The 26,463-nt window shown below is 38.6% G+C and carries 25 protein-coding genes; 13 read left to right on the top strand and 12 right to left on the bottom strand.

The window, feature by feature from the left end; all coding sequences use genetic code 11:
* Positions 1-35 precede the first annotated feature (35 nt).
* Positions 36-1,475 carry a D-alanyl-D-alanine carboxypeptidase/D-alanyl-D-alanine endopeptidase gene (dacB, locus tag C1A06_RS10790; RefSeq protein WP_101690269.1) on the bottom strand — a complete coding sequence of 480 codons (1,440 nt, stop codon included), beginning with the start codon at positions 1,473-1,475 and terminating at the stop codon, positions 36-38.
* Positions 1,476-1,548: 73 nt separating this feature from the next.
* Here dacB and C1A06_RS10785 point away from each other — a divergent pair, with 73 nt between their 5' ends.
* The 3 genes from C1A06_RS10785 (at position 1,549) to rpsO (ending at position 3,478) form a co-directional block, all read left to right on the top strand.
* Positions 1,549-2,673: an AI-2E family transporter gene (locus C1A06_RS10785; RefSeq protein ID WP_101690268.1), complete on the top strand. Its 1,125-nt coding sequence runs from the start codon at positions 1,549-1,551 to the stop codon at positions 2,671-2,673.
* Positions 2,674-2,755: 82 nt separating this feature from the next.
* Positions 2,756-3,118 carry a DUF3127 domain-containing protein gene (locus C1A06_RS10780; RefSeq protein ID WP_101690267.1) on the top strand — a complete coding sequence of 121 codons (363 nt, stop codon included), beginning with the start codon at positions 2,756-2,758 and terminating at the stop codon, positions 3,116-3,118.
* Between the two features lie 90 nt (positions 3,119-3,208).
* Positions 3,209-3,478, top strand: a complete 270-nt coding sequence (gene rpsO, locus C1A06_RS10775; RefSeq protein WP_101690266.1) for a 30S ribosomal protein S15 — start codon at positions 3,209-3,211, stop codon at positions 3,476-3,478.
* Between the two features lie 133 nt (positions 3,479-3,611).
* Here the strand turns inward: rpsO and C1A06_RS10770 are convergent, their stop codons facing one another.
* On the bottom strand, positions 3,612-4,052 hold the full coding sequence (locus C1A06_RS10770; RefSeq protein ID WP_245872048.1) for a hypothetical protein: 441 nt from the start codon (positions 4,050-4,052) through the stop codon (positions 3,612-3,614).
* 119 nt (positions 4,053-4,171) lie between these two features.
* On the opposite strand from C1A06_RS10770, the gene yihA reads away from it, so the two are divergent.
* The 4 genes from yihA to C1A06_RS10750 all read left to right on the top strand — a co-directional run bounded on the left by yihA (position 4,172) and on the right by C1A06_RS10750 (position 7,151).
* Entirely contained in the window at positions 4,172-4,768 is a 597-nt protein-coding gene (gene yihA / locus C1A06_RS10765; RefSeq protein WP_101690265.1) for a ribosome biogenesis GTP-binding protein YihA/YsxC, read from the top strand.
* 2 nt (positions 4,769-4,770) lie between these two features.
* Entirely contained in the window at positions 4,771-5,253 is a 483-nt protein-coding gene (locus C1A06_RS10760; protein ID WP_101690264.1) for a nucleoside deaminase, read from the top strand.
* A 204-nt stretch (positions 5,254-5,457) separates the two neighbouring features.
* Positions 5,458-6,105, top strand: coding sequence for a DUF47 domain-containing protein (locus C1A06_RS10755; protein WP_101690263.1), 648 nt, complete (start codon positions 5,458-5,460; stop codon positions 6,103-6,105).
* An 8-nt stretch (positions 6,106-6,113) separates the two neighbouring features.
* Positions 6,114-7,151, top strand: coding sequence for an inorganic phosphate transporter (locus tag C1A06_RS10750; protein WP_101690262.1), 1,038 nt, complete (start codon positions 6,114-6,116; stop codon positions 7,149-7,151).
* Here the strand turns inward: C1A06_RS10750 and C1A06_RS10745 are convergent.
* The 10 genes from C1A06_RS10745 to C1A06_RS10700 form a co-directional block, all read right to left on the bottom strand.
* On the bottom strand, positions 7,148-8,023 hold the full coding sequence (locus C1A06_RS10745) for a beta-1,6-N-acetylglucosaminyltransferase (protein WP_101690261.1): 876 nt from the start codon (positions 8,021-8,023) through the stop codon (positions 7,148-7,150). The two genes, C1A06_RS10750 and C1A06_RS10745, sit on opposite strands and share 4 nt — an antisense overlap.
* Before the next feature lie 4 nt (positions 8,024-8,027).
* Positions 8,028-8,423: an HIT family protein gene (locus C1A06_RS10740; protein ID WP_101690260.1), complete on the bottom strand. Its 396-nt coding sequence runs from the start codon at positions 8,421-8,423 to the stop codon at positions 8,028-8,030.
* Between the two features lie 13 nt (positions 8,424-8,436).
* Positions 8,437-8,907, bottom strand: a complete 471-nt coding sequence (greA, locus tag C1A06_RS10735) for a transcription elongation factor GreA (protein WP_101690259.1) — start codon at positions 8,905-8,907, stop codon at positions 8,437-8,439.
* A 160-nt stretch (positions 8,908-9,067) separates the two neighbouring features.
* Positions 9,068-10,246, bottom strand: coding sequence for a DUF4369 domain-containing protein (locus tag C1A06_RS10730; protein WP_101690258.1), 1,179 nt, complete (start codon positions 10,244-10,246; stop codon positions 9,068-9,070).
* Between the two features lie 203 nt (positions 10,247-10,449).
* Entirely contained in the window at positions 10,450-11,370 is a 921-nt protein-coding gene (gene mnmL, locus C1A06_RS10725; RefSeq protein ID WP_101690318.1) for a tRNA modification radical SAM protein MnmL/YtqA, read from the bottom strand.
* 7 nt (positions 11,371-11,377) lie between these two features.
* Complete coding sequence (mutL, locus tag C1A06_RS10720) at positions 11,378-13,258, bottom strand: DNA mismatch repair endonuclease MutL (RefSeq protein WP_101690257.1); 1,881 nt, start codon at positions 13,256-13,258, stop codon at positions 11,378-11,380.
* A 33-nt stretch (positions 13,259-13,291) separates the two neighbouring features.
* On the bottom strand, positions 13,292-15,001 hold the full coding sequence (locus C1A06_RS10715; RefSeq protein WP_159461407.1) for an OstA-like protein: 1,710 nt from the start codon (positions 14,999-15,001) through the stop codon (positions 13,292-13,294).
* A gap of 61 nt (positions 15,002-15,062) precedes the next feature.
* The gene (locus C1A06_RS10710; RefSeq protein ID WP_101690317.1) at positions 15,063-16,499 is read right to left on the bottom strand and encodes a peptidylprolyl isomerase; all 1,437 of its coding nucleotides are present in this window, start codon (positions 16,497-16,499) and stop codon (positions 15,063-15,065) included.
* A 148-nt stretch (positions 16,500-16,647) separates the two neighbouring features.
* Positions 16,648-17,514 (bottom strand): peptidyl-prolyl cis-trans isomerase, encoded by an 867-nt coding sequence (locus tag C1A06_RS10705; protein ID WP_145996385.1) that lies wholly within the window; start codon positions 17,512-17,514, stop codon positions 16,648-16,650.
* The gene (locus C1A06_RS10700) at positions 17,511-19,523 is read right to left on the bottom strand and encodes a peptidylprolyl isomerase (RefSeq protein ID WP_101690254.1); all 2,013 of its coding nucleotides are present in this window, start codon (positions 19,521-19,523) and stop codon (positions 17,511-17,513) included. The genes C1A06_RS10705 and C1A06_RS10700 overlap by 4 nt, the downstream gene beginning before the upstream one ends.
* A gap of 238 nt (positions 19,524-19,761) precedes the next feature.
* Here C1A06_RS10700 and mraZ point away from each other — a divergent pair, with 238 nt between their 5' ends.
* From mraZ to mraY, 6 genes are read left to right on the top strand one after another with little or no spacing between them, the layout of a single operon-like run.
* Positions 19,762-20,223 carry a division/cell wall cluster transcriptional repressor MraZ gene (gene mraZ / locus C1A06_RS10695; RefSeq protein ID WP_101690253.1) on the top strand — a complete coding sequence of 154 codons (462 nt, stop codon included), beginning with the start codon at positions 19,762-19,764 and terminating at the stop codon, positions 20,221-20,223.
* Positions 20,224-20,235: 12 nt separating this feature from the next.
* Entirely contained in the window at positions 20,236-21,147 is a 912-nt protein-coding gene (rsmH, locus tag C1A06_RS10690) for a 16S rRNA (cytosine(1402)-N(4))-methyltransferase RsmH (protein ID WP_101690252.1), read from the top strand.
* A gap of 6 nt (positions 21,148-21,153) precedes the next feature.
* On the top strand, positions 21,154-21,480 hold the full coding sequence (locus C1A06_RS10685) for an FtsL-like putative cell division protein (RefSeq protein WP_101690251.1): 327 nt from the start codon (positions 21,154-21,156) through the stop codon (positions 21,478-21,480).
* Between the two features lie 9 nt (positions 21,481-21,489).
* Positions 21,490-23,688 (top strand): PASTA domain-containing penicillin-binding protein, encoded by a 2,199-nt coding sequence (locus C1A06_RS10680; RefSeq protein ID WP_101690250.1) that lies wholly within the window; start codon positions 21,490-21,492, stop codon positions 23,686-23,688.
* 21 nt (positions 23,689-23,709) lie between these two features.
* On the top strand, positions 23,710-25,167 hold the full coding sequence (locus tag C1A06_RS10675) for a UDP-N-acetylmuramoyl-L-alanyl-D-glutamate--2,6-diaminopimelate ligase (RefSeq protein WP_101690249.1): 1,458 nt from the start codon (positions 23,710-23,712) through the stop codon (positions 25,165-25,167).
* Between the two features lie 24 nt (positions 25,168-25,191).
* On the top strand, positions 25,192-26,454 hold the full coding sequence (gene mraY, locus C1A06_RS10670) for a phospho-N-acetylmuramoyl-pentapeptide-transferase (RefSeq protein WP_101690248.1): 1,263 nt from the start codon (positions 25,192-25,194) through the stop codon (positions 26,452-26,454).
* The last annotated feature ends 9 nt before the right edge of the window (positions 26,455-26,463 follow it).

Below are 26,463 nucleotides of genomic sequence, written 5' to 3'. Positions count from 1 at the left end.
TATGAACTAATTGAGAAAGGAAATAATAGCTAGAATTAAAATAAGCCTAACATCAATCGCTCTATAGCCTTAGTCAATTCGGCATTGCTTCCACGATAATTGTTTACTATAATCGAAAAAGCATACTTTGTATCTCCACTGATATAGTAACCTGCATAGCACCGAACGTTAACAATACTTCCACTCTTGGCATATAGTTTACCTACCAAACGAGTTCCCTTTGCTAGATTGCGTACAGTCCCCTCCTTTCCTCCCTGAGGTAAGGACTTGAGAAAGACATCAGCATTTTTACTCTTTGTTTGCATATATACCAATATGTCGCAAAGCAACGATGGGCTAACTGCATTAGACGGAGCTAAACCACATCCATCATACATAAACAAAGCATCAGTTTTTACACCTTTTTCTTTCCAGAAATCATTTATTTGCTCAATACCTTCATCTAAAGCCGACGAGTAAATATCTCCGTTCTTCAACCGCCCTAAAGTACGTATCAAATGCTCTGAAAAATGATTATTACTTTTGAAATTGATATTTTGCACTACTTCGCTCAAAGGAAATGAACGATATCGATAAATCACATCTCCCCATTGGCGTTTACGAAGCGATTCATATCGATTTAATTCATAGTCGTTTCGGGCAGTCGATATTTTCGGCACCTTAACATTTTTACTTTCAAGCGTAGCCTTTAGTTTTTCCGCCAAGCACATTCCCGGATCGGGAATATCTCCTTTAATCGAGAATGAAGCCCTACCAGCAGGAATATTTCCACTAAGTAAACGCTTATTCGAAAATGGTTCGCCCATTATATAACCATTATCTCTTCCCGTTGTATTCAAAGTAAGGGTATTCGTAAAATCTAAAAATGGCATTTCAGGCACTGTTTTAACTATTTTAGGAGCAGTACTTTTATCTGTCGTATCGAAATATAACTCGTATGTATTATCAAAAACACTTATGCCATAGGCTCCTGCAGCATAATAATTCCCCATATCCTGGCGAATCCAACGCCACGACACACCTTCATAGCCAAAGACATCATCAATTACTACTATTTCCTTGATCTCTTCTCCTTCGAAAAACTTCGATATCACATCAGCCCATTGATCCAAAAACATGTATTGATCCCGATCGAAATGTTTCGTTCCAAGCGTAGGATCGCCCGAACCAACGACATATAATTTATCTCCATTGCGATACAACGAGGTTTCGTATCTGAAATCTTTCCCCAGCAGCTCTAATGCTGTCGCAGTAGTCACTAATTTGAGGGTAGAAGCCGGAGTCAACGACTTCTGCGAATTATAAGAAACAATTTCTTTTCCCGAGAAATCTTTTACACTAATCCCCACTAATGCCTGCTGCAGATTGGGATTTGACAGAAAATTATCGACAGCTTTCTGCTTAGTCTGTGCCGAAAGCGCACAAACTGATAGTAAAACAGCAATAATAACAGTATTTATCTTAGTTGAAATCATTTTATTTTCTTAAATTATCAGAATTGCTAAAATTCAATATCTTTGTAAAGATAAATATTTAATACAAAACACAATGGATCGCCACAACAGCAAACCATATACATTCGACCGCACAGTACGTTTAGTCATAAGTGTACTTTTATTTACTTTCGGACTATATTTGCTGTATGTCCTAAGAGGCGTTTTATTGCCATTCTTCATTGCATGGCTTGTAGCATACATGCTCAATCCAATAGTACGTATCTTCAAGCGCAAGCTGAAGCTCCCTCACACCTTTTCTGTTATTATAACTCTCTTTCTAAGTGCTGCGGCTATTGTCGGAGTTGGCTTTGCATTAAGTCCTCTTATATCAAGCGAAATAGATCAGGTAAAGAATATACTTACAACTTATAATCTAGCTCATCCTGGCGAAGATAATGTTACGATGATTATCTCCAAATTCGTAAGTGAAAATATTGATTTTGGTCTTATAAACAACTCATTATCGAAAGAAACTATAGTAGAAACTATAAAATACGTAAGTCCTGCTTTAGAAGGTCTATACTCGAGTACAGTCTCTGTTATAGTAGGTATGACCGTCATATTCCTTATAATGCTGTACATTATATTCATTCTTTTGGATTATGACAAGATTAATGCACTTTGGCGTTACCTGATCCCTCCTAAATACAGAGCTACCGTAATTCGAGTGGTTGAAGACGTAGAGCACAACATGAATAAATATTTCCGCAATCAGGCATTTATATGCTTAATCTTGTCGGTACTTTATGCTACAGGATTTCAACTAATAGGTTTACCTATGGCCATCATCTTTGGGATCATTGTCGGAATGATGCATATGATTCCATATCTACAAGTAGTCTCTTTCCCTATAGCTGCCCTACTCTGCTGGTTAGGAGCATCACAAGACAATGTGTCTTTTTGGGGTATAGTCGGGTTGACCATCCTTATATATATCATTGTGCAAATCATCATGGATTTATTCTTAATACCTCGTATTATGGGTAAAGCAATGGGGCTTAATCCTGCAATAATACTGCTTTCGCTCTCTGTCTGGGGATCACTTCTCGGCATAGTTGGAATGATTATAGCCATTCCATTAACAACATTATTACTAGCATATTACAAGGAAATGATAGCTTCATACGAAGAAGCTCCCGAACATATAAATCCATTAAAGAATAATCAAACTGAGTAGACAAATTGATAAAAAGATTGGCTTTTAGCCAAAGCAAACATTATCTTTGTATCAGAAAAATAGAAAATAATAAATTTACAACATGCAATTTATAGCTAAATTAGTACAAGTACTACCTATTCAATCTGGAATGGGTAAAAACGGAGAGTGGAAAAGACAAAGTATTATTGTCGAAACTGATGGAATGTATCCGAAAAAGGTGTGCGTTACACTTTGGGGAGATAAAGTTGGCGACACAAATCTATTACAAGAAGGTAATATGCTTGATATCTCTTTCGATCTTGAAAGCCGTGAATTTAACGGACGCTGGTACACTGATGTACGTGCTTGGAAAGTAGAAGTAGCTGGAGCAGCAGGAAGTGCGGGGCCAATGCCTGCAAATAATCCGGCACCAACGACTCCGGTAAACTTTAGCGGAGACTCGGGAGACGACCTACCTTTCTAAAAATGAACAGTTTTTAAACAAATTCCTTGTCAGCTCCGAAAATAAACTTTATCTTTGCGCCGATTTATAAATATTCAAAACAAATAATTTATGTATTTAGATTCAGCTAAGAAAGAAGAAATCTTCGCAAAATACGGAAAGTCGAATACTGATACTGGCTCACCAGAAGCGCAGATAGCATTATTTTCATACCGTATTTCGCATTTGACTGAGCACTTGAAGTCAAATAAGAAAGATTATAACACTGAAAGATCTCTAAAACGCCTTGTAGGTAAACGTCGCAGCTTACTTGACTACCTAGCAGCAAAAGATATCGAAAGATATCGTGCTATCGTTAAAGAGCTTGGCTTGAGAAGATAATTTTCAGGTTACGAGAAAAACAGAAAAGACTGATTCTATAAAGGATCAGTCTTTTTTATTTCCCTTTTTTTAAATCAACAAAAAAAACGCCCCTACAATGTAGAAGCGTTCATATTTAGCATAAATCCAATTCTTAAATTCCTATCAGTTCATCAACCGGAGGCTCATCATTAATATTTGGCGCTGATTCAGGATCGTAAGGGATAACTTCTACAATACTATCTACGACAAACTTCGAATGTCCACGCCAAGGCAAAGCCCCAAAGTATTCTTTATAATGCAATTTCACCTCTTGCCCAGCCAGATTCATCAAACGCTTTGCTACATCCTCATCTTCTACCGAGAATAAGAATTCATTGGACTGAAGTCCTTTTTTTCCATGACTAAAACCGATCTGAATCAGTTCACCCTCATATGTCTTAAATACATACCCTTTATGCTTGACATTATTCAGGACCCCGGCTTTCACTCCCGAATCACTGAACGGAACATAGTAGTACACGTATCCGAACAAGCCTAATCCGACAATCAATATCAACGAGATAATGATAAACGCTTTTTTTATTTTAGTCATAGCCATGGTTCAATCTCATTTTTAGTATGATTAATAAATAGGTGAACGATACAAATATATTCATTATTTTGAACTAATTTTGTAATGAGCTCAAATATTGTTTTAAAATCAATTACATAATGATAATAAAAGACGCAAAATTCGTAATAAGTAACACCGATTATAGAAAAGGACCAGCTGATGGAAAGCCTGAATATGCTTTCATCGGACGATCTAATGTTGGGAAATCATCTTTGATCAATATGCTGACCAACCGTAAAGGTCTAGCCATGACATCATCAAAGCCAGGAAAAACCCAATTGATTAACCATTTCATCATCAACGACGAATGGTATCTAGTCGATTTACCGGGATACGGATATGCTCAACGAGGAAAAGAAGGACGTGAATCCATACGTGTTATTATAGAAGATTATATTCTTGAACGCAAAGAATTAACTTCACTTTTTCTCCTTCTTGATTCCCGTCACGAACCACAAAAAATAGATCTCGAATTTATGGAATGGCTCGGAGAAAATGGCATACCCTTTTCAATTATCTTCACAAAGATTGATAAACAAGGGAAACAACGTCTCCAAGAAAACATAGACAAATACAAATCCAAGCTACTAGAATCTTGGGAAGAGCTTCCCCCTATATTCTTAACTTCATCCGAACATCGTTTAGGTAGAGATGAGATTCTTGATTATATCGACGAGATAAACAAAACCTTATAACTATGAAAACTAAAGAGAGTGATCACAAACAATTTATGAAAATGGCTATTAAACTAGCCGAAAAAAGTGTCGAAAAAGGAGGAGGCCCTTTTGGAGCAGTTATTGTACGCGATGGGGTTGTAATTGCTAAAGGGAATAATCTTGTTACTCTCAACAATGATCCAACGGCCCATGGTGAAGTCACAGCAATACGTAAAGCTTGTAAGAAACTAGGAACTTTCGACCTTTCGGGGTGCATCATTTATACATCTTGCGAGCCTTGCCCAATGTGCCTTTCGGCAATCTACTGGGCTCGAATTGAAGCTATATATTACGGATGTACTAAAGATGACGCAAAAGATATTGGCTTTGATGACTCATTCATATATCAGCAAATAGCATTAAATCCAACCGAAAGAGCCATATCAGCCAAGCAAATTCTACACACAGAAGCTCTCAATGCATTCAGAATGTGGAACGATAAAGAAGATCGCGTAGATTATTAAGATTTTGTTAAGAAATAGCAACATCAACACTGATAACCAGCAAGATAAGAAAAGGTTGTTACCAAAATGTTACTTTTATGTTAATTAATCCCGTATCAATCTGATTTTTACATATCTTTGCATTCGAAATTAGACAGGCATAAAACGATTGTATCATCCTGACTATTTGCCAATTAAATATCGGAAAATATTTAATATTATATAATGAAGAATAACCTTTTTGACAAATTCAAACCAAAAGAAAGTAAATTCTTTCCTTTGTTGCGCGAAATGGCAAACGTCATAACAAGCGTGGGAGATCTGATTATTGAATGTATGCAAGCAACCAGCCACGATCAAGTTGTAACAATATACAAAAAGATCAAGGACGAGGAGCACAGAGGAGATGCCATTCAAAACAAAATCTTCACAGAATTAAACAACACTTTCATCGCTCCATTTGACCGTGAGGACATCGATTCTTTATCTAGTACGATGGATGATGTAGCGGATTTAGTTAACAAATGCGCTAAACGCATGATGCTTTACAATCCGAAAGCAATACCAGAAAGTGCTAATACGCTTGCTACATTTGTACGCGAATCCGGAAGTTATATCGAAGAAGCTGTTGTTGCTTTAGCAGATCTTAAAAACAACACAGAGAAACTAAAAGGACTTTGTGACAAACTAAATGAAGTTGAAGGAAAAGCCGACGACGTTTATGAACACTTCCTTATAGATTTGTTCGAAAACGAAAACGATCCATTCGAGGTAATCAAACTAAAAGACATCCTTCACGAACTTGAACGTGCTACAGACGCTGCCGACAGAGTAGGAAAAATTATTCGAATTATCTTAATTAAGTATACATAATTTAAGAGATGACACTGTTAATAATAATCATCGTCTTAGCGATAATCTTCGACTTCATCAATGGATTCCACGATGCCGCTAACTCGATAGCTACAGTCGTTTCGACTAAAGTACTAACGCCTACACAAGCTGTAATATGGGCTGCTTTCTTTAACTTCGTAGCCTACTTTATAGCTAAGTTTATCATTGGCGGATTTGGTATCGCCGATACCGTATCTAAAGTCGCCGATATGTCGATCATCTCAAATCCATCACTGGTAATTATAGCTGGACTGGTCGCTGCCATCACATGGAATCTTCTAACCTGGAAACTTGGAATCCCATCTTCTTCATCACATACGCTTATCGGAGGGTTTGCCGGAGCAGCTATTGCTGCTGCAGGCTTCAGCGCCGTACATGCCGGAGTTGTGGGAATCATCGTTTTATTTATCGTAGTAGCACCATTACTAGGTATGATTGGTGGTAATATCATTACCCTGCTGACAATGCACTACGCAAAAGGGCTGAAACCATCCAAAGCTGACTTCTGGTTCAAAAATCTACAGCTTGTATCATCTGCTCTACTTAGTATTGCTCACGGATTGAACGACTCGCAAAAAGTAATGGGTATCATTGCTGCTGCATTGATTGCTTATTCTCACACCACACCAGATGTACATGAATGGCTATATATGAAATCGATGGATGACATGCACGACTGGGTACCGCTAGCTTGTTTCACTGCAATTGCATTGGGTACTATGTGTGGAGGTTGGAAAATTATGAAAACAATGGGTAACCGCATCACCAAAATCACTCCAATCGAAGGTTTTTGCGCACAAACTGCAGGCGCAATTACTTTATTCATATCTGAGATACTTCACGTACCAGTAAGTACAACTCACGTAATTACAGGTAGCATCATCGGAGTAGGATCAGTTAAACGTTTATCTGCTGTAAGATGGGGAGTAACTAAAGACTTGCTTGTTGCTTGGATATTAACAATTCCTGTTAGTGCAGTTTTAGCAATGACTTGCTTTTGGCTATTGAATACAATCTTCTTCTAAATTGACCAACTTCTCTGAAGCTTTTCAATAAGCCCTGAAGATATTTTAGAATCAAACTTTCGAGCAAATATTGCATTCGAAAGTTTGATTTTTTCATAATCCCTTTCGTCCAATATTGCTGGCGATTGCCCATCGCGCATCGACCATATCATAAAACGTAAATTATCGTTACAGATACGATCTTTAAATGGCGAGTTAAACAGTATCGATTGCATAAGAATCTCTTCTGGGCTGAAAGTATATTTAAAACGATTGAAAAGATGTGGCTTAGTATCTAAATAATCCAAACAATATTTTACAGCTTCACGCGTCAATGTAAAATAAATCAATCCTCCGTAAAGCTCCGGAAATTCAGCAGGTAACCTGCGCCTGAAACCAATCATTTTCTGCAAAGTTCTCATTGCTTGGATCAGATAACTACCTTTACCCTTTGCGTTCAAATACTCATAAGGTGCATAATATTCGATGCGGTTGATACCACCGCCTACCCAATGCGAACATGGAAGTTTTGCCGCACCAATAAATTCAATTCCTTTGTTTTGTGTAAGATACTCTGATATTTGCTCAGGTGATTTAACAGGGAAATCCTGTCCTGTAATAGAATGAATATATTCTATTGATTCGTCTTTACAAGCTTCGCGGGCAAGGTCTAAAATAGCCTCTAAATGCTTGACGCTCGCCCAGTGAATCTTGTGTTTTTGCGAGATATATTTTACTCGTCGATTTCCTTCCAAGGCTTTAACATCTGCCTCGTTGTAACTCTGCTTGCTATCCAAATGAATATAGAAAGAATAATCATCATTAAAGACGCTTATTATATCTTGGATAAAACTTATGTCTTTATACGCTGTAAGCAGAATAGCTTGTTTCATAGAATTACTCTACGTATGATCTTATACTTGCTGCTATCTCCTCAAATTCATCCGGAGAAAATTTAAGCTTAGGATTAGACAATATCATATCCGATTCTTTCTGGATCGGAATAAGATGTATATGAGCGTGCGGCACCTCTAGTCCTACCACCATAACTCCTACACGAAGACAAGGTACTGCCTGAGCTATAGCCTTTGCTACTTTTTTAGCAAACACCATCATTCCTGCAAGCGTATCATCTTCCAGATCAAATATGTAATCTATCTCTTGTTTCGGAATAACCAGAACATGTCCTTTTGCCATCGGGTTAATATCCAAAAAAGCAAAATAGCTGTCATCTTCAGCTATTTTGTATGACGGGATCTCCCCTGCTGCTATCTTACTGAATATAGTAGCCATAGCGCAATATATTTTAAATTGATATATCTACAATTTCGAATGTCATAACCCCTGAAGGGACTTTGATCTCTGCAATATCTCCTACCTTTTTACCTAGTAGACCTTGAGCAATCGGAGTACTGATTGCTATTTTTTGTTCTTTCAGATTGGCTTCACTTTCTGCAACCAATGTATATGTCATTGTCTGATTATTTTTCGTGTTACGGATTGTTACCTTGTTCAGAATCTGAACTTTATCGGTACCTATTGCATCTGCATTTATCAGACGGGCATTTGCCAATAATTCTTTAAGCTGCGAAATTTTAGCCTCAAGCAAACCTTGAGCTTCTTTCGCTGCATCGTATTCTGCATTTTCAGATAAGTCGCCCTTATCGCGAGCTTCAGCAATCTGACGCGAGATAGCCGGACGATCTACAGTCTCCAGCGTATTAATTTCTTCTTTGAGTTTTCTATAACCGTCTTCGGTCATGTAACTAACTGCCATGATATTTTCACTTTTAGATATTTGTTAATAAATTCTTTTGGGAAAGCACCAAAAAGAAAAAGAATCCTTGCCATATACGGCCAGAACTCCTCCTCTTTTTTATACGTATCTAAGCAAAGAAAGGAATATTTTTCCTACTTTCCAAAGAAAAATCGAAAATTTATAATACTTTCTTCAACTCTGCCTCGAAATCATCATTCGGCAACAAACGCTTAACTATCTCACCTTTACTACTTATCAGATAGGTTGTAGGAAAGCCTTGAATATTGAAACGAGTCACTAAATTCGAATTTACAGATGATTCTCGAACTGTAATCCAAGGCAAATTAGATGCCGAATTCAGCCAAGTGTGATTATCAACATCGAATGACACTTGGTATATTTCGAATTGAGATTTGTATTTCAAGTATAAATTATTCAATTTGATATTATGAACTGGCGAATACTCGGTACTATACGAAGTAAAATCAAGGACAACCGGCTTTCCGATTAATGATGCCAATTCAACTTTTTGACCTTTTTTATCAGTTAAAGTCATATTGTAATAATTTTCAGTTGTCTGATTATCTATTACAACAGCCTTTTCTTCTATTTGTTTTGCCGAATCTTCTTTATCACGAATGTCTTTCAAGACACTAAGAACAAGTCTTTCCATTTGTTCCGTTCTTGGAGACTCGGGACGATAGAATTTCCAACCCGTTGCAGCCGCCTGAAACAAGCTACGGTCTTTTTTATCATAAAGGTCAAATATCAACAGATCTCCTACTTTCTGGAACAATGCAAAATAAGAAGATAGACTTGCATAATCATTACGGATTTGTGCCTCAGCCAATGTTTTATAGTCAGCTATCGCCGATTGAACCTGAGAAGCATATTCGATTTGCGAAATATCTTTTATAGCAAACTTATAGTTCAAATCACGCAGCTTAGCCATCAATTTATTTTGAGCTAATGTAATATCTTTAATCTTCGAGCTATTTAACGATCCCTCTACTGTATAATCTGTAGCAAATTTAGCCTTCGATGCATTGATCTTGATCGTCTCTGTCGAATCAACCGCAATATTGATTGCCTGATTACCGAGACGCAACAAATAAAACTCGCCATATTGAGGAGCAGTTTGTTTGAACTCGAATTCACCCTCCTTATCAAGCTTCACTGAATCAATGACACTCACGGCATCAATCGATCTCATTTCGAGATAAAGTGTTGTAGAATCTGCATCAGACACAACACCCTCAAGTGTAAAGTGAGGCCCTTTATTCTTATCAGAACAAGATACGGCTCCCAACAACAGAAGAGCTAATACACAAAATCGGCTAAAAGTTGATATTTTCATATATAGATATTGTTATTCATAATTTGCAACAAAGATAAGATTTTTCACTTGATTTTCACTGCTGCTTACAAAACTTATCATCATTCTACAGAATGTTAAAAAGTAACACTTGTGTACAGTTTTTATAGGTTTATTTACAGGCACATTTGATATACTTTTACACTCTCTATCTTCCTATAACTTTGTTTATAGATAAACTTATTCTACTTAAATAGACGCCCCTGAACTGCTTCTCGTTCTTCAAAACGTTTCATAACTTTTGCCGTAAATTCGAAGTTTTTCAATCCCCAATCCGGAGCTATCAGCAGTTCTTTAGGCGACTGCGAAACGAAACGTTCTATTATAAAGTCAGGATTAAGTAACTCGGCAAAATCGATACACAGATCAATGTAGTCATCTACTTCGAATAAGTCGAACCATTCAGGATGCTCGCGATGTTGACGAGCCATAACTGTTCCTTTGATCAGCTGCAACTGATGAAGTTTTACGGTTGTCAGCGGGAGTTTGCTTATCACTCGCGCATGATTCAGAATTTCTTCACGGTTTTCGTGTGGCAAACCAAGAATCAGGTGCGCTCCGGTCATAATTCCACGTCCAGCAGTCTTTCGTATTGCCTCTTCACTCTCGGCGTGCGTATGTCCTCGATTAATAAATTCGAGGGTGCGATCCAAGGTAGACTCTAAGCCATATTCAATCATCAAAAAAGTACGCTTATTCAGCTCTGTGAAATAATCGAGTAATACATCTGGCATACAATCGGGACGAGTACCGATTATAAGCCCAACAACATCAGGATAAGCCAAAGCTTCCTCGTATTTGGCAATCAGCACCTCCGGTGCTTCGTAAGTATTGGTATATGATTGGAAATATGCCAGATATTTCATCGAAGGATACTTGCGCGAGAAGAACTTAATTCCATCCTCCAACTGATCGCTCACTGTTCGTTGCTTCCCTCCGTATCCAGGACTGAAACTCTGATTGTTACAATACGTACAACCTCCTAGCCCTTTCGATCCGTCTCGATTAGGACATGTGAATCCGGCATTGATAGATATTTTTTGCACCTTAAAGGAGAATCGCTCATTGAACAACCCACCTAATTCTTTGTAGTATTTATTTGTCATTTTGGTTTTACTTGAACATCCGTTCGATGCTATCATCTTCTAGCAACGAAATGATAATTTTGCCTTCAGGAGTATGCTTATGCATAGTAGAAGCAAAAAGCTGATTCACAATCTTTGTCATTTCCTCCTCGGTCAGCTTCTGACCATAAGTAATGGCTGCAGCATGAGCCATAGACAATGCTAAGGATTCTTGAATCTCATCTTTCACATCACTACCGGTTTCTATGCTTCGGTTGATAATATTATGTATCAACTGCACAGCATCCACATTCGTAATCTCGGACGGTATACCATTTACTGCATAAGTATTATTCCCCAAGAAACTAAGATCAAAGCCTACTGCTTCCAAATCATCCATCAAATAAGGAATCATAGCCGATTCGGATGGCGATAGTTCTATTATTTCAGGAAAAAGTGTACGTTGAGATACACCCTTCTTGCTTTGTATTTCTTTTATAAACTGGTCGAACAAGATACGAATATGTGCCCGATGTTGATCGATAAGCATCAAGCCCGATTTAACCGAAGTTAGAATATACTTATTTTTATACTGATAATGAACATTTACATCCTGACCTGCTACTTGCGCACCCTCTTCATTGAACACTTCACCGCCGAAAATGTTTGGCATCGAAGGAATTATTTCCTCATATACCGAAGGAGCCTCAACATCGGCCTTCTCTTTTTCGAAACCTTCATAAAACTGCTCCCAATCCATTTTGGGACGCGTATACGAGCCAGAGCCTCCACCGCTACTCTTATAAGAAGTAGGAGCTGTTGATTTGAACGGATTGTAATCCGGATTCAAATTTATTTGAGGAGCAATATTCTCGCGCGAAGGATCGTGAATTGGAATTTCAATAGCATCTTCCGTATCAAAATCGATAGACGGTACAGCATTAAATTTCCCTAATGACTCTTTTATCGCTGCCGATAGGATTTGCCAAATTGGCTGTTCGTTCTCAAACTTAATTTCTGTCTTTGTAGGATGTATATTTACATCTATCGAACTGGGATCAACTTCGAAGTATATAAAATAGTTTGGATTTGCACCTTCTGCCAACAAATGATCATAAGCCATCGATACAGCTTTATTGAAGTATGGATGACGCATATAACGCCCATTAACAAAGAAATATTGAACAGCACGAGCTTTACGGGCAGCCTCAGGCTTACTTATAAAGCCGTGTATCTTGACCATCGTCGTATCTACATCAATAGCTATCAATTGCTGGTTAAAGTTCTTCCCTATTACATTTACAATGCGCTGACGCAAGTTTGTTGCGGGATACTTCAAAACTTCAACATCATTATCGATAAACGAGAACTCCACATCAGGATTTACCAGTACAATACGTTCAAACTCAGTCAGGATATGACGTCGTTCTGTATCGTTGGCTTTTAAGAATTTACGACGTGCCGGAATGTTGAAAAATATATTTCGGACCGAAAAGTTACTTCCTTTAGCACACGATGTGCATTCCTGCGACTCCACTTGCGAGCCCGATATTTTTAATAGTGTTCCTAGCTCGTCTTCTTCGCGACGTGTACGCAATTCTATCTGCGAAACAGCCGCAATAGAAGCCAAAGCTTCGCCTCGGAACCCCATCGTACGTAAAGCAAACAGATCGTCTGCTGTTTTTATTTTAGATGTAGCATGCCGTTCGAAAGCCAGACGGGCATCAGTCATCGACATTCCTTTGCCGTTGTCTATCACCTGAATTAGCGTTCGCCCTGCATCTTTTATAATGACTTGTATACTATCAGCACCCGCATCAATGGCGTTCTCCACCAACTCCTTTATTACAGAAGCTGGCCGCTGAACAACCTCTCCGGCTGCTATCTGATTAGCAATCGAATCGGGTAAAAGATGTATTATATCATTCATTGGAATTCCTTTCTTTTCACGAGAAAAATTCGTCTACCATTCATCAAAATCTTTCGAGTCAAATATCGGATTTCGCGGAGCTTTCATATCTTCTGCTCGCTTCGATACTTTTCGTAAGATATCTTTTTTATTCAGAGGACGCATATAGTCGAACCAGAAGAATTCTGATAGTCGTCGCTGATTAGGTTTAATCATATCCATTGGAGTAATCTTACCGACAGGCTCTTTCGAATACTTAGCCCGTTTAAATACTCCTTTATCAAATTCGGTTTCCAGCCGGCTACCCTCAACCCAAAACAGTCCGACATGACCTCCATCTTTTTCAATCGGATAGAAGATTGTTTCGACATTTCCTTCAACCAGTATTCGGCGCATCTTTCCGTCTTGCATATAAACCTCCATACGACGTCCTTTTACCTGATTAAAATTAACAGAGTCTAGCTGCTCGATAGAAAAGCTATAGCCCAGAACATACATTCTGTCAACCGTACTATCATTAAAGAATACGTTCACCGTATCTCCGGTTATCTGATAACCCTCATTCCAAAGGATCGGATTGCCATACATATGCAATATTGAATCTCGCGAATGGAATTGCATCGAGTCACACACGCCCTGAGCATCGGTTCTATAGAAACGTACTCCATGATAAGCTTTCAGCAAACGGAAAGTAGAATCCGGTATCAATTCCAATGTATCGCCATGCAAATAAAGGCTGTCTTTCTGAGAATACTCGGTTGCAAAAGCCGAATCTGTCGCCATAGCGTACTGAGTCGAATCATTATAGTAACCATAATGTCCTTCTAAGATAACTTTTCGTGCAGTATCTTGTAGGAACATATTTCCAAAAACTTCGCCAAATGTCTTACTATATACTATTGAATCTCCTCTAAGGATACGGCTGCCATTTTTGCTAACAACTTCCGATTGATTCAGTAATACAGCTTGCTCTGTAACCGTATTATACCATCCTTTCGAAGACTCGATAGTTCCGCTATCAGATACAATCGTAGTTGGCGCAACTAAACTAGCAATCTTCGAATCAGTATCGTAATGCAGTTCGCTTGTATAAAGTTCAAATTTTTGATTCACAAGAATCACTTCGTTACGGAAAATAGCAAGATGATTATTTGGCTGATATTCACCCCATTCCGATTGCAAGTCATTTTCTTGATCCTCCAAACGACCTCCATTGAAGTAATAACCTATATTATTCGCACGGTCATAATCTAAGCTGTCGGTATACAATACCGCTTGAGATGGGATATTCTCGAGACGAACATTCTCGCGTACTTTGACTAGATTGATATTACCTTCGTAATACATTGCATCTCCGTATACAAAAAGTGTATCGCCTTGATTCATTACTACATTACCATAAGCGTCGAATCTATTTTCGGTATCATACCAATAAGCACTATCGCAGTACAACAATGCTCCGTTATGATAGAATACGACACTATCTGTCAAGATCTGAGCATCTGTATAACGAGCTTTGCTCACCTTATTTGCTCTTCGAAGATCTATTATTAATGGTGCTTTCTTCGGTTTTATCGTATCTGATACGCTTTTCTTATTAGACGAATCACTCGTTTTCGATTGAGGAACAACAAGCGAATCGACATAATTCAAACCTAAAGCTGCATGCCTATTACTCGAAGACAAATAACTCTGAGTAGAAGCATACAGTACAATCAAGCACAAAATACCAATAGCAGGTATTTTGTGCCTATATTTTTTCAATCTTTTTGAATTTATTATCACAATTTCAATTGACTATTTTATCTGGTCGCAAAGTCACTTCCTAGTCTTTCTTTACCCAACCTTCGTATTGGAAGTCACAATTTTTCCAGTCATCCTCAATATATACATAGGTTTTACGGATTTTATCCTGAACCCATTTTTTCAAAATCTCTTCGCGTTTACGTCCTTCTACAATTTCCTTCAACGATTGATAGTCATCAGATATATTCGCAATATGTCCTTCTGTTTTCGATCTTAATTTAACTGTTGCCACAACTTCTTTTCCACCATCTGTTTTCATATAAAAAGGGGCTGACACTTGTCCTACTTTCATAGTATCTACAACTGTAGAGATTTCGGCAGGTAGGTCTTCAAGACGGAAACGCGCTGTTCCGTAATACGGACTTTCTCTGCGGTTTACCATCAAACCTTCATTGTTTCTTGTATCTTTATCCGATGAGTAGAATGTTACAGCATCCTCGAAGCTAAATCCATCCTTCAGCTTTCCTGCATTCTCCTGTCTTTCAATAAATTTCTGCAATTCAGGAGTCAACTTATTAGCCCATATACTGTTCACTAATGTATCCATACGGGAAATTGCTTTATTGATTTCTTCTACCGGAACCTTTGGCTTCAACAATATATGGCGTGCATTCATCAAATCTCCACGGCGTTCAATCATCTGGATAATGTGATAACCATATTCAGTTTCAACAATATTCGATACTTTCTTAGGATCATTCAAAGAGAATGCTACGTTGGCAAACTCGGGAACCCACTGTGCACGACCTGTAAAGCCTAGCTCTCCACCATTACTAGCCGAACCATCTTCCGAATACATAATTGCCAGAGTTGCAAAATCTGATTGTCCGCTTTGTATCTGATTCGTAAAATCTCTCAAGCGGTCTTTCACCTTATCAATAACCTCTAACGGAATCGTTGGTTCTGTAGTAATAATCTGAACCTCAACCGATGTTGGGATATATGGCAAACTATCTTTAGGTAATTGGCTGTAAAATTTACGCACCTCTGAAGGTGTAAGTTTTACTTTATTAGATACAATTTTCTTTTTTACCTCTCCTACCAAATATTGATTTTGTAGCATATCCTGCCATTCCTGGCGAAGTTTAGATATTGGAGCTCCATAAAACTCTTCAACTCTCTCTTTCGAGCCGATCTCCATAATTATCATTTTCTCGTAATGAGCAACCTCTCTCGAAATACTTGAACCAGCAACTTCTATACTATCTATCTTAGCCTGATCTAAATACAGTTTCTGTACAGCCAATTGCTCTGGTATAAAGCAATAAGGATCTCCTTTCATACGTTCGCCTCTCGCTTGCAAGCCTATACGTTCCTTTTCAACATCAGATTTCAGAATAGCTTCATCACCTACTACCCAAATAATCTGATCGATTACTTTATCGTCTTGTGCATAAGTCTTTGTTGTACTCAATAGTAGTAACGAGATCGCTAAAAAAGTTATTTTTCTTATCATTTTATTTTTAATATGATCGTTGCTTAATTTTTTATGATTAACAAGGTTGCTTTTACGTTCAATTTTCATTTCCTTAAAAAGCCGCCGTAAAGATAGTTATTTATTACAATTTCACATTTCTATAGAATGTAAAGATCGCTTAAATATCCTATTTATTATAGAATTTTATTGTTTTATTAGCTTCAGCCCTTTCATACAAGTCTTGCTCTATCTGCTTCAAAAAGAGGTTTCGTTCACGACCTATGATAGCTTTCTTTATATCTTCCACAATATAATCATATGGAGCAACATCGCCAATCAGCTTATATTCTTTGATATGCAGCAGATACACAAAAGAAGAATCACTCACTTCTATCTTCGAATTTTGTCGCAAAAATTGCTCTTTATCCGAGACATTCAATGGCATCATAGCCGCAATATTTCCAAAATCGACCCATTTATTGTAGAACAATTCGTATCCCACAGTATGCTGAAGTGCATATTTTTCGATATTTTCGATTTCCTTATCTTTTCCTGTCGAATACCACTTTCTGAAGTTATTTACTTCAGGCGATTCTTTCGGAACTTTCAAATACAACCCTTTAATTATAGGAGATTCTAAGCGGAATTGCTCTTTATTTTTCTCATAAAACTCGGTCATCTTCGACTCTGTCACCTGATCTACAGCTTTTGCAGCAATCATATCTTCCTGATAAGAATGAATAGTTAGCGTACGCCTATAACTCTCAACCATTTCATCAATCAACTCCTGATTCGAGATATTCTTCTTAGCTTGCTCGTACATCAAAACATCTTTAATCCAGTTCTGAACATATGTATCAGCTAACTTTGTACTATCTGCCTTCAAATAATTCAAAGGCATCATACTATCCAACTGCGCTTGATAAAGCACATTCTCCCCAACTGAAACGATAGGTATTCGTTCGACATCAACATTTGCCATCTTCTCATTACAAGAAAACAAAAAAACTAGTGGCAATATACCCCAAAACAATACTTTTATTGATCGAATCATTTGATATCCTCTAAAACTTCTTTATTAACAACCACTTCATATTTAGCCCTCAGCCCTTCAATCCACTCTTTTTCAAGAAAATCCTGATAATCCGCGATCAGGCTACCGCCAACTTCTGCAACTTTTTCTGGCTGAGTCATCACTCTACCTTTCAGCACAACAAACTGATCTTTCACAGCATTCTTTTTCTTGAAGAAAGTACGATCTACTGTCGAATTCTCGCCTTCAAGCCAGAAACCTTTTTCCACATCAGGCTTTGACAATGAAGACTTTTCAAATATTTGATTAATCAAAGTTATCAGATTTACATCTGCTTTAGCTGAATCTATTGTTTTTTTTACCAAATTATAACTTTTTTCGTCCGAGCATCGTATAACATAACCCACAAAACGAGGTTGATCCCACTGATATTTATTTTTGTTGGCTTCAAAAAAGCGCTCCAATCCTTCAACATCTAAACTTGCCTTACGATAAACATTCCTATCCTTCGCTTCATAAGCCAACAAGCCTCCGGCAAATTCATTAATTCGACTCACCATCTCTGGATGACGTTTTTCTAAGGTTTCGAATACATAAGCTTGCAAGATTCTAGCCGCAAACTGGCCCAACTCCCAATCCAACTGCTCTACTGATAAATTGAACGATTCCTCTGTTTTTGCACCAAAGAATTTAGACATTGCCTCCTCATACTCTTTTTTCTCTTCGTTTTTCACTTGCCCTTTCAGATGTGCCACGAATCGACCGACAGAAATTTTCACAGTATCATCTATCGCTAACAATATATCATCCTGATTTTTCACCAACGGAATAAACGTAGAATCATTAGGAAATACCTTCTCGGCAATAGTCTTTATCCAACCATAGACATCTGCATTTATACGTAAATTATATTTCTCAAACAACGCTTTCTGATTTTCCAAAGCCAAACGATACCACCAATCTTTCGATCCTATCATTTTCTTAATCTCAGCCAACTGCTGATCATCGGTCATAGGCGGCACTTCACCAACCAAACGCATCAAATGAACTCCTAAATCCGTCACTACCAGACTACTCAAATCTCCAGGCTTCTTTATCTTATATGCTTCTGACATCAAACTTGCCGGCAATTGCCCATCAAGACCAAAAGGATCAAAAGCACATCCATTCTTCAAACCATAAGCATCGGCATAAGCTACACACAATGCATCGAAAGTAACACCAGGAGTTGCCATTAGCTCCTTAGTCGCCAACATCACACTATCCACCTGCTTCTGTGTTGCCGGAATCTGAGGAAAAGCAAAATAAATATGATCAACCTGCAATTTCCCCACAGCCGGTCGGCGACCTAAAATCTGAATAATATGATAACCTTTAATCGTTCGAATAGGCCTACTCACCTCTCCCGTAGGCAATGTATACATCGCATCCACCACCTTTGACGGAAACATAGAAGGAGTGACCCACCCAATATATCCATTCAACAAACTATGATCATAAACGGCTGAGGGGTTAAGCGTGTTATTCTTATACTCATCACCAACAAATCCTGTTTTCTTCAGCTTAGAATACACCGCCATTGCCTTTTTATATGCCGCTAATGTATCTGTAGGTAATACATTCTCTTTCTCAAACGGGATCAATGTATGATTGATTTCGACATCTTGCTCCAAATACTCTTTCAACCTTGTAATATACGAATCCATAAGCGCTGTACCTTCTTGCATATAAGGTGCAGCAATACTAGAACGGAAAGTAGATCGTTGATACTGAAAATCAGACATAGTATCCAATTTCTGACTATACGCCTCCTCAACCGCCAACTGATAATCAACATACGACTTCAGAAAGTCCTCGAAACTTTCTTTCGAGTTATCTGTTAAATCATTGTTCTTTTTATACGAAATTTCGAATTCTGATTTATGTATCGGCCGGCCATTTACAACTATAGCTACGGGATCATTTTGTTGAGCAAATGCAGTCACATTAAGCGTCCCCAAAAGTGTAGCTAACCAAAGTATATATTTCATCGTTTTGTGCTTTGCTTTAATCCATTGAATGATAGCTGCAAATATACAAGAAATATAAATCTGTTTTAATTTAATAACTTAAAATCAAAAGTTTTATCTTTTTTTCACCCGATGAAATGAGTATATCTATGATGTTGAAAACTTTTTATTAAAATTAAGTGGGGAAAAGTGGGGGAAGGTGTTTTATTTTATATCTTTACACCACAAAGTGCATATTTAACTAAACAACAGTTGTTTAATGCTGAATTTTCTAGGAAATATTGAAGCGAAGATCGACACAAAGGCTCGGGTCTTTGTTCCTGCTGCATTCCGGAAGATACTACAATCTTCGGGAGAAGGCACTTTAATTCTTCGCAAAGATATTTTTCAAGAATGTCTGACGCTTTACCCACAGCAAGTTTGGGAGAAAGAGGTATCACAATTGCGTTCGCGACTTAATCGTTGGGACAAATCTCAACAGCAGTTATTCAGACAATTCGTAGTCGATGCCGAACGCGTAGAAATGGACGCTAACGGACGTATACTTATACCCAAACGCTATATACAGATGCTAAAGATAGAGAGCGAAGTAGTATTCCTTGGTGTCGACAACACAATAGAAATCTGGACACGCGAAACTCTGAACGGCACTCTGATATCTAGCGAGGATTTCAGCACACAGATTCAGCAATTAATGAGCAGCAATCCTGACAACGAATAACATTTGATTTTTATGAGCGAAGTTTATCACATACCGGTTTTGCTGAAAGAAAGCGTTGACGGGATGAATATCCAGCCGGATAGTATATGTATTGACGTCACATTTGGTGGCGGCGGACACTCACGTGAAATACTATCACGACTAGGAGACAAAGGACATCTATACTCTTTCGATCAAGATCAGGATTCTTTCAAAAACATAAAAGAGCAACCAAACTTCACGTTCGTACATAGCAACTTCCGCTATCTAAAAAACTTTATGCGTTACTATGAAGTCGAAGAAGTCGATTCAGTTCTTGCCGATCTAGGAGTATCATCACATCACTTCGACGACTCTACCCGCGGATTTTCATTTCGTTACGACGATGGGGCACTAGATATGCGAATGAATCAGAAAGCAGGAAAAACAGCAGCCGATATTCTGAATGAATATAGCGAAGAAAAGCTAGCGGACGTATTCTATTTGTACGGAGAGTTAAAGCAATCGCGCAGAATTGCATCATCAATAGTGAAAGCCAGACAGCAAAATAAATTCAAGACAATAAGCGATTTACTGAATATTCTTTCTCCTTTTGTTGGCAGAAGTGAAAAGGAGAAAAAAGTACTGGCTCAGGCATTCCAAGCTCTACGAATAGAAGTAAACGAAGAAATGGATGCTCTCAAAGACATGCTGAAGCAATCATTGGAAATGCTAAAATCGGGAGGACGCTTATCAGTCATCACTTACCACTCGCTAGAAGACCGCCTTGTTAAGAACTTTTTCAAAACCGGCAACTTCGAGGGAAAAGTTGATAAAGATTTTTACGGAAATGTAAATACCCCATTCCGTTTGGTAAACAATAAAATTATCATTCCAGATGAGGATGAATTAGAAAGAAACCCTCGTTCACGCAGTGCAAAACTCAGAATAGCAGAAAAAATATAAAACAAAATGAAGCCAAAGAATATCAAAAAGAACATTATGTACGTCTTGGGAGGCACGGTGCTTACCGAAGATATCATTGTGAAGAATATTCGCTTCATCGTCATCATATTCGCTATTGCGGCATTTTACATCAGTAACCGATTCAGCTGCATCGAAAAGCGAGATCGCATTGATCGCCTTCAACGCGAATTGATAGATGCAAAATACGAATCGAACACAATAGCTGCTGAACTAATGAGTGTCAGCCGCGAAATGAAAGTTAATGAATTAGTACAACAATATGGGTTGGATCTCGAACGGTCGAAAGAGCCAGCTTATACTTTAAAAAAATAACGAACAGAAATGGCAGAAACAACATCGAAATCATCAAGAAAAACAGCAGTCGGGCGTTATGGCTGGATTGTTCTGTTTTTTTCGATCATATTCATTGCTATACTTGTTTGTATCATAAACACAAAATACGTCGAAGGACCCATGTGGCGCGAGATCGGGCGTGAAGTCATGGTTTCGAAGGAACGCGAAGTTTTACCCAACAGAGGGAACATTTATTCGGATGACGGCAGACTCCTGGCAACGAGCGAACCGTTGTATGGAATCTATGTTGACTTCATGGCTGAAGGTATTAAGAAAGATACACTGATGAAGTATGTCACACCTCTTTCTCAAGAATTGGCAAAACGATATCCTAGCCGAAGCGCTGCACAATATAAGAAAACATTCATGGACGGATGGGCTCTTAGTCGTAAAGAGCTAGCCGAAATAGAGCGAGTAAGACAGAATGGCTCGAACAAAAAAGTAAGAACCAAAAGTCGTTATATCCGCATCATCCCTCAGGATATCAATTACGTACAACTGAAAGAACTGCGAACTCTTCCATTCTTTAACAAACGCAGTAATCAGACAGGTATGATAGCCGAAGAAAAAACGCGCCGTCTGAAACCTTTCGGCAGATTGGCCGGCCGCACGGTAGGATCAATCTATAAGGATATTGCAATGGGTGGCAGTAGCGGCCTTGAACTTAAATACGATTCGATACTTCGTGGAGAACCCGGAGTAAAAAATCGCCAACGCAATAGTGGGAGATGGACTGATGTTATATTGGTTCAACCAAAAGACGGATGGGATGTACAGACCACACTGAATGTAGACATTCAGGATATGGCCGAGCGCGCCTTGAACGATAAGCTTGTAGAAACTAAAGCTGAATCAGGCACAGCAATAGTAATGGAAGTAGAAACCGGAGAAATCAAAGCTTTGGTGAATCTTGACCGAATTAGTGAGGGTGTATACGGAGAAGGCAACCCTAATGCATTCTCGTATATGTCCGAACCTGGATCAACATTCAAGACAATCTCTTTAATGATAGCCCTTGAAGACGGCGTCGTTACACCTGACGAAGAATTCCATGTTGGCAACGGGCAATTTCAATACGGAAAAAGGGTCGTAAAAGACCACGATTGGCGCAAAGGCAGAGATAGAGGAAATGTTACTGTAGCTCAAGGTATGTACTCTTCCCTGAATACAGTCATAGCCAAAATGATTTTGAAAGGCTACGAAGATAATCCTAAGAAGTACGTTCAACGTATGGAAGAAATGGGATTAATGAAAAAATTAACATGGGATGTACCAGTACAAGGTCGTGAAGGAACAACCTCGATACGTTATCCTGATGATAAATACAACCCTTGGTCGAAGACAACACTTCCATGGATGTCATTCGGTTACGAGACTCAATTTCCGCCTATATATATGCTGATGTTTTATAATGGCATTGCAAACAATGGAAAGATGCTTAAACCATTCCTTACAAAAGCATTTACAAACAATGGTTCGGTTGAAGAAGAGTTCGAAGCTGAAGTAATAAAAGACAAGCTATGTTCAGACAAGACTCTGCAACAAGTAAAAGACATATTGCGCGGAGTTGTTACTGACGGAACAGCTAAAGCTGTTAATTCAGAATTAGTTGAGATAGCGGGTAAAACGGGAACAGCAATGATTGCTTCTAGAGGAGGATACAGTGGCTACTACGTATCGTTCTGTGGATATTTCCCTTCAGACAAACCCAAATATACAATCTTCGTAGGTATACGCCGTCCGCAAGGAAGCCCTTCGGGAGGCTTGATGCCGGGAGCTGTATTCAGACGTATTGCCGAAGGTATTTTTGTACGCAACATTGCTGACGAACGTATCAAAGCTCCAGCCGATACAGTACATACACTAGTACCGAAAGTTAAAGCCGGTTACAGACAATATACGGAATATATCCTTGATAAACTTCATCAGAAATATACATCCGACGATCTATCAACATGGTCATCTGTCGAAACTAACGATCAGGGTGCAATTCTCATACAGGGGAAAGAAATTAAAGACGGACTTACCCCTTCGGTCATTGGAATGGGAGCTAAAGATGCGGTTTATCTACTTGAGAGTAAAGGATTACGAGTACATCTGACGGGAGCTGGAAAGGTTGTAGAGCAATCGATTCCGGCAGGAAGCCGACTGATTACGGGGTCAACGATAACAATACGATTAAATTAGAATACAGAAAGGGAAGCTATTATGAAGTTGCAAGATTTATTGAAGAAAGTTGACATCGTCACGATTAAAGGAGACGATAATAAGGAAGTCAAACTGATTTGTACCGACTCGCGTAATGTCGAGCGCAATGCACTTTTTATAGCTATCAAAGGTGTTCAGGTTGACGGACACAATTATGTAGAAAACGCTATAGAACAAGGGGCAAGTGTCATAGTATACGAAGAAGATACAATCAAAACAGATAACAAAGAGATAACATTCGTCAAAGTAAAACATTCTGCCGACGCTGCTGGCGCAATTGCCACTCTTTGGTACGGCGATCCAAGCAGTAAGTTGAAACTTGTAGGAGTAACAGGCACGAACGGCAAAACCACAACCGCCACCTTATTATATAATATGTTTCGCCGATTGGGATATAAAGCAGGATTGCTATCGACAGTTGCAAACTATGTGAATGATAAAGAATTCCACGCGACACATACAACACCCGATCCGCTTACGCTGAATGAGATGTTGGCTAAAATGGTTGAAGCTGGTTGCGATTATGCATTTATGGAAGTTAGTTCTCACGCTATCCATCAAAAACGTATCAGTGGACTAAATTTCGCCGGAGGCATATTTACAAACCTGACTCAAGATCACTTGGATTATCACCATACAATGGAAGAATATCTGAAAGCCAAAAAGATGTTTTTCGACGAATTACCTGCTACAGCATTCGCTCTGACAAACGTTGATGACAAGAACGGAATGGTAATGCTTCAGAATACGAAAGCCCAAAAACACACTTATTCAGTCAGAGGACTAGCAGACTACAAAGGAAAAATCATCGAAAAGCATTTCGATGGAACAGCTATCGAAATCAATGGGCGCGAAGTTCAAGTACAATTTGTAGGAGTATTCAATGTGTACAACTTACTGGCTGTATATGGAGCAGCAAATCTACTAGGTCAGCAAATGGATGAAATCCTCGTAACTCTTAGTGCATTGAAGCCAGTATCTGGGCGATTCCAAACATTCCGATCTGATGATGGCATTACAGCAATCGTTGACTACGCTCACACTCCAGACGCATTAGTCAATGTACTTGAAGCAATACACGAAGTACTGCAAGGACAAGGACAAATAATTACAGTTGTTGGTTGCGGTGGAAACCGAGATAAAACAAAACGTCCAATCATGGCACGCGAAGCAGTTCGCTTAAGCAATCAAGTAATACTTACATCCGACAATCCGCGATTCGAAGAACCTCAGGCTATCATCAATGACATGGCTGACGGACTAACAAGCGATCAACAGAAAAAAGCTTTGATGATTGTTGAACGCGAGCAAGCCATTCGCACAGCCTGCAAAATAGCCCGCACTGGAGATGTTATCCTCATTGCCGGAAAAGGTCACGAAAACTATCAGGATGTAAAAGGTGTGAAGCACCATTTCGACGACAGCGAAATTGTCCAAGAACTATTCGATATTAAATAACACTACAAAATAGAACTTTAAGAAATGTTATATTATTTATTTGACTATCTCAACAAACTAGATTTCCCCGGAGCAGGGATGTTTCAATACGTATCATTCCGCTCGGCAATTGCAATTGTATTATCATTGCTGATATCTACAATTATTGGCCGTAAGATCATCGACAAATTACAGAAATTACAAATCGGAGAGACAATACGAAATCTGGGCTTAGAAGGACAAATGAGCAAAAAGGGAACTCCTACTATGGGAGGGATCATAATTATTGTATCCATTTTGGTTCCCGTATTATTATGTGCACGTCTGGATAATGTCTACATCATATTAATGCTGATAACAACCATCTGGCTAGGAGCACTAGGTTTTGCTGATGATTACATCAAAATATTCAAAAAAGATAAAGAAGGAATGAAAGGAAAATTCAAGATCATCGCACAAATTGGTCTTGGTTTGATAGTTGGACTTACTCTTTATCTGAGCCCTGCAGTTATTGTAAAAGAGAACGTTGAAGTCCTTAGTGCTGATGGAGTAATAGAACGTGTAACATACGAAGCTGATGGAGTCAAATCGACTCAGACAACTATTCCATTCGTAAAAAACAATAATCTAGATTACGAACAACTAGTATCATTCCTTGGCGATTATGCCGAGCCGGCTGCATGGATACTATTCGTCATTATCGTTATATTTATTGTTACCGCTGTATCGAATGGAGCGAATCTGACAGATGGACTCGATGGTCTAGCCGCCGGAAGCTCCGCAATCATCGGAGCAACTCTGGGAATACTCGCTTATGTATCGGGGCACATCGAATTTTCATCCTATCTGAATATAATGTTTATCCCCGGTAGTCAGGAGCTGGTAATATTTGCAGCCGCATTCATCGGAGCTCTCATTGGATTCCTTTGGTACAACGCATATCCGGCTCAGGTCTTTATGGGCGACACAGGAAGTTTGACAATAGGTGGTATCATTGGAGTATTTGCAGTAATTATTCACAAAGAACTACTGCTACCTATTCTTTGTGGTATTTTCTTTGTAGAGAGTCTGTCAGTCATGATGCAGGTGTTCTACTTCAAATTCACTAAAAAGAAATATGGTGAAGGACGCCGTATTTTCAAAATGACACCTCTACATCACCATTTCCAAAAAGCAGGAAATGCAGGAATAATGGCTAAGTTTCAGCACCCAATAACACCAATTCCCGAATCGAAGATTGTAACTCGCTTCTGGATTATAGGTATTATACTAGCCGTACTAACGTTGGCAACCCTAAAAATGCGATAAACGATGATA

The organism is Dysgonomonas massiliensis (assembly GCF_900240225.1).
Lineage (GTDB): Bacteria > Bacteroidota > Bacteroidia > Bacteroidales > Dysgonomonadaceae > Dysgonomonas > Dysgonomonas massiliensis.
This window is presented reverse-complemented; position numbering and strand designations above follow the sequence as displayed.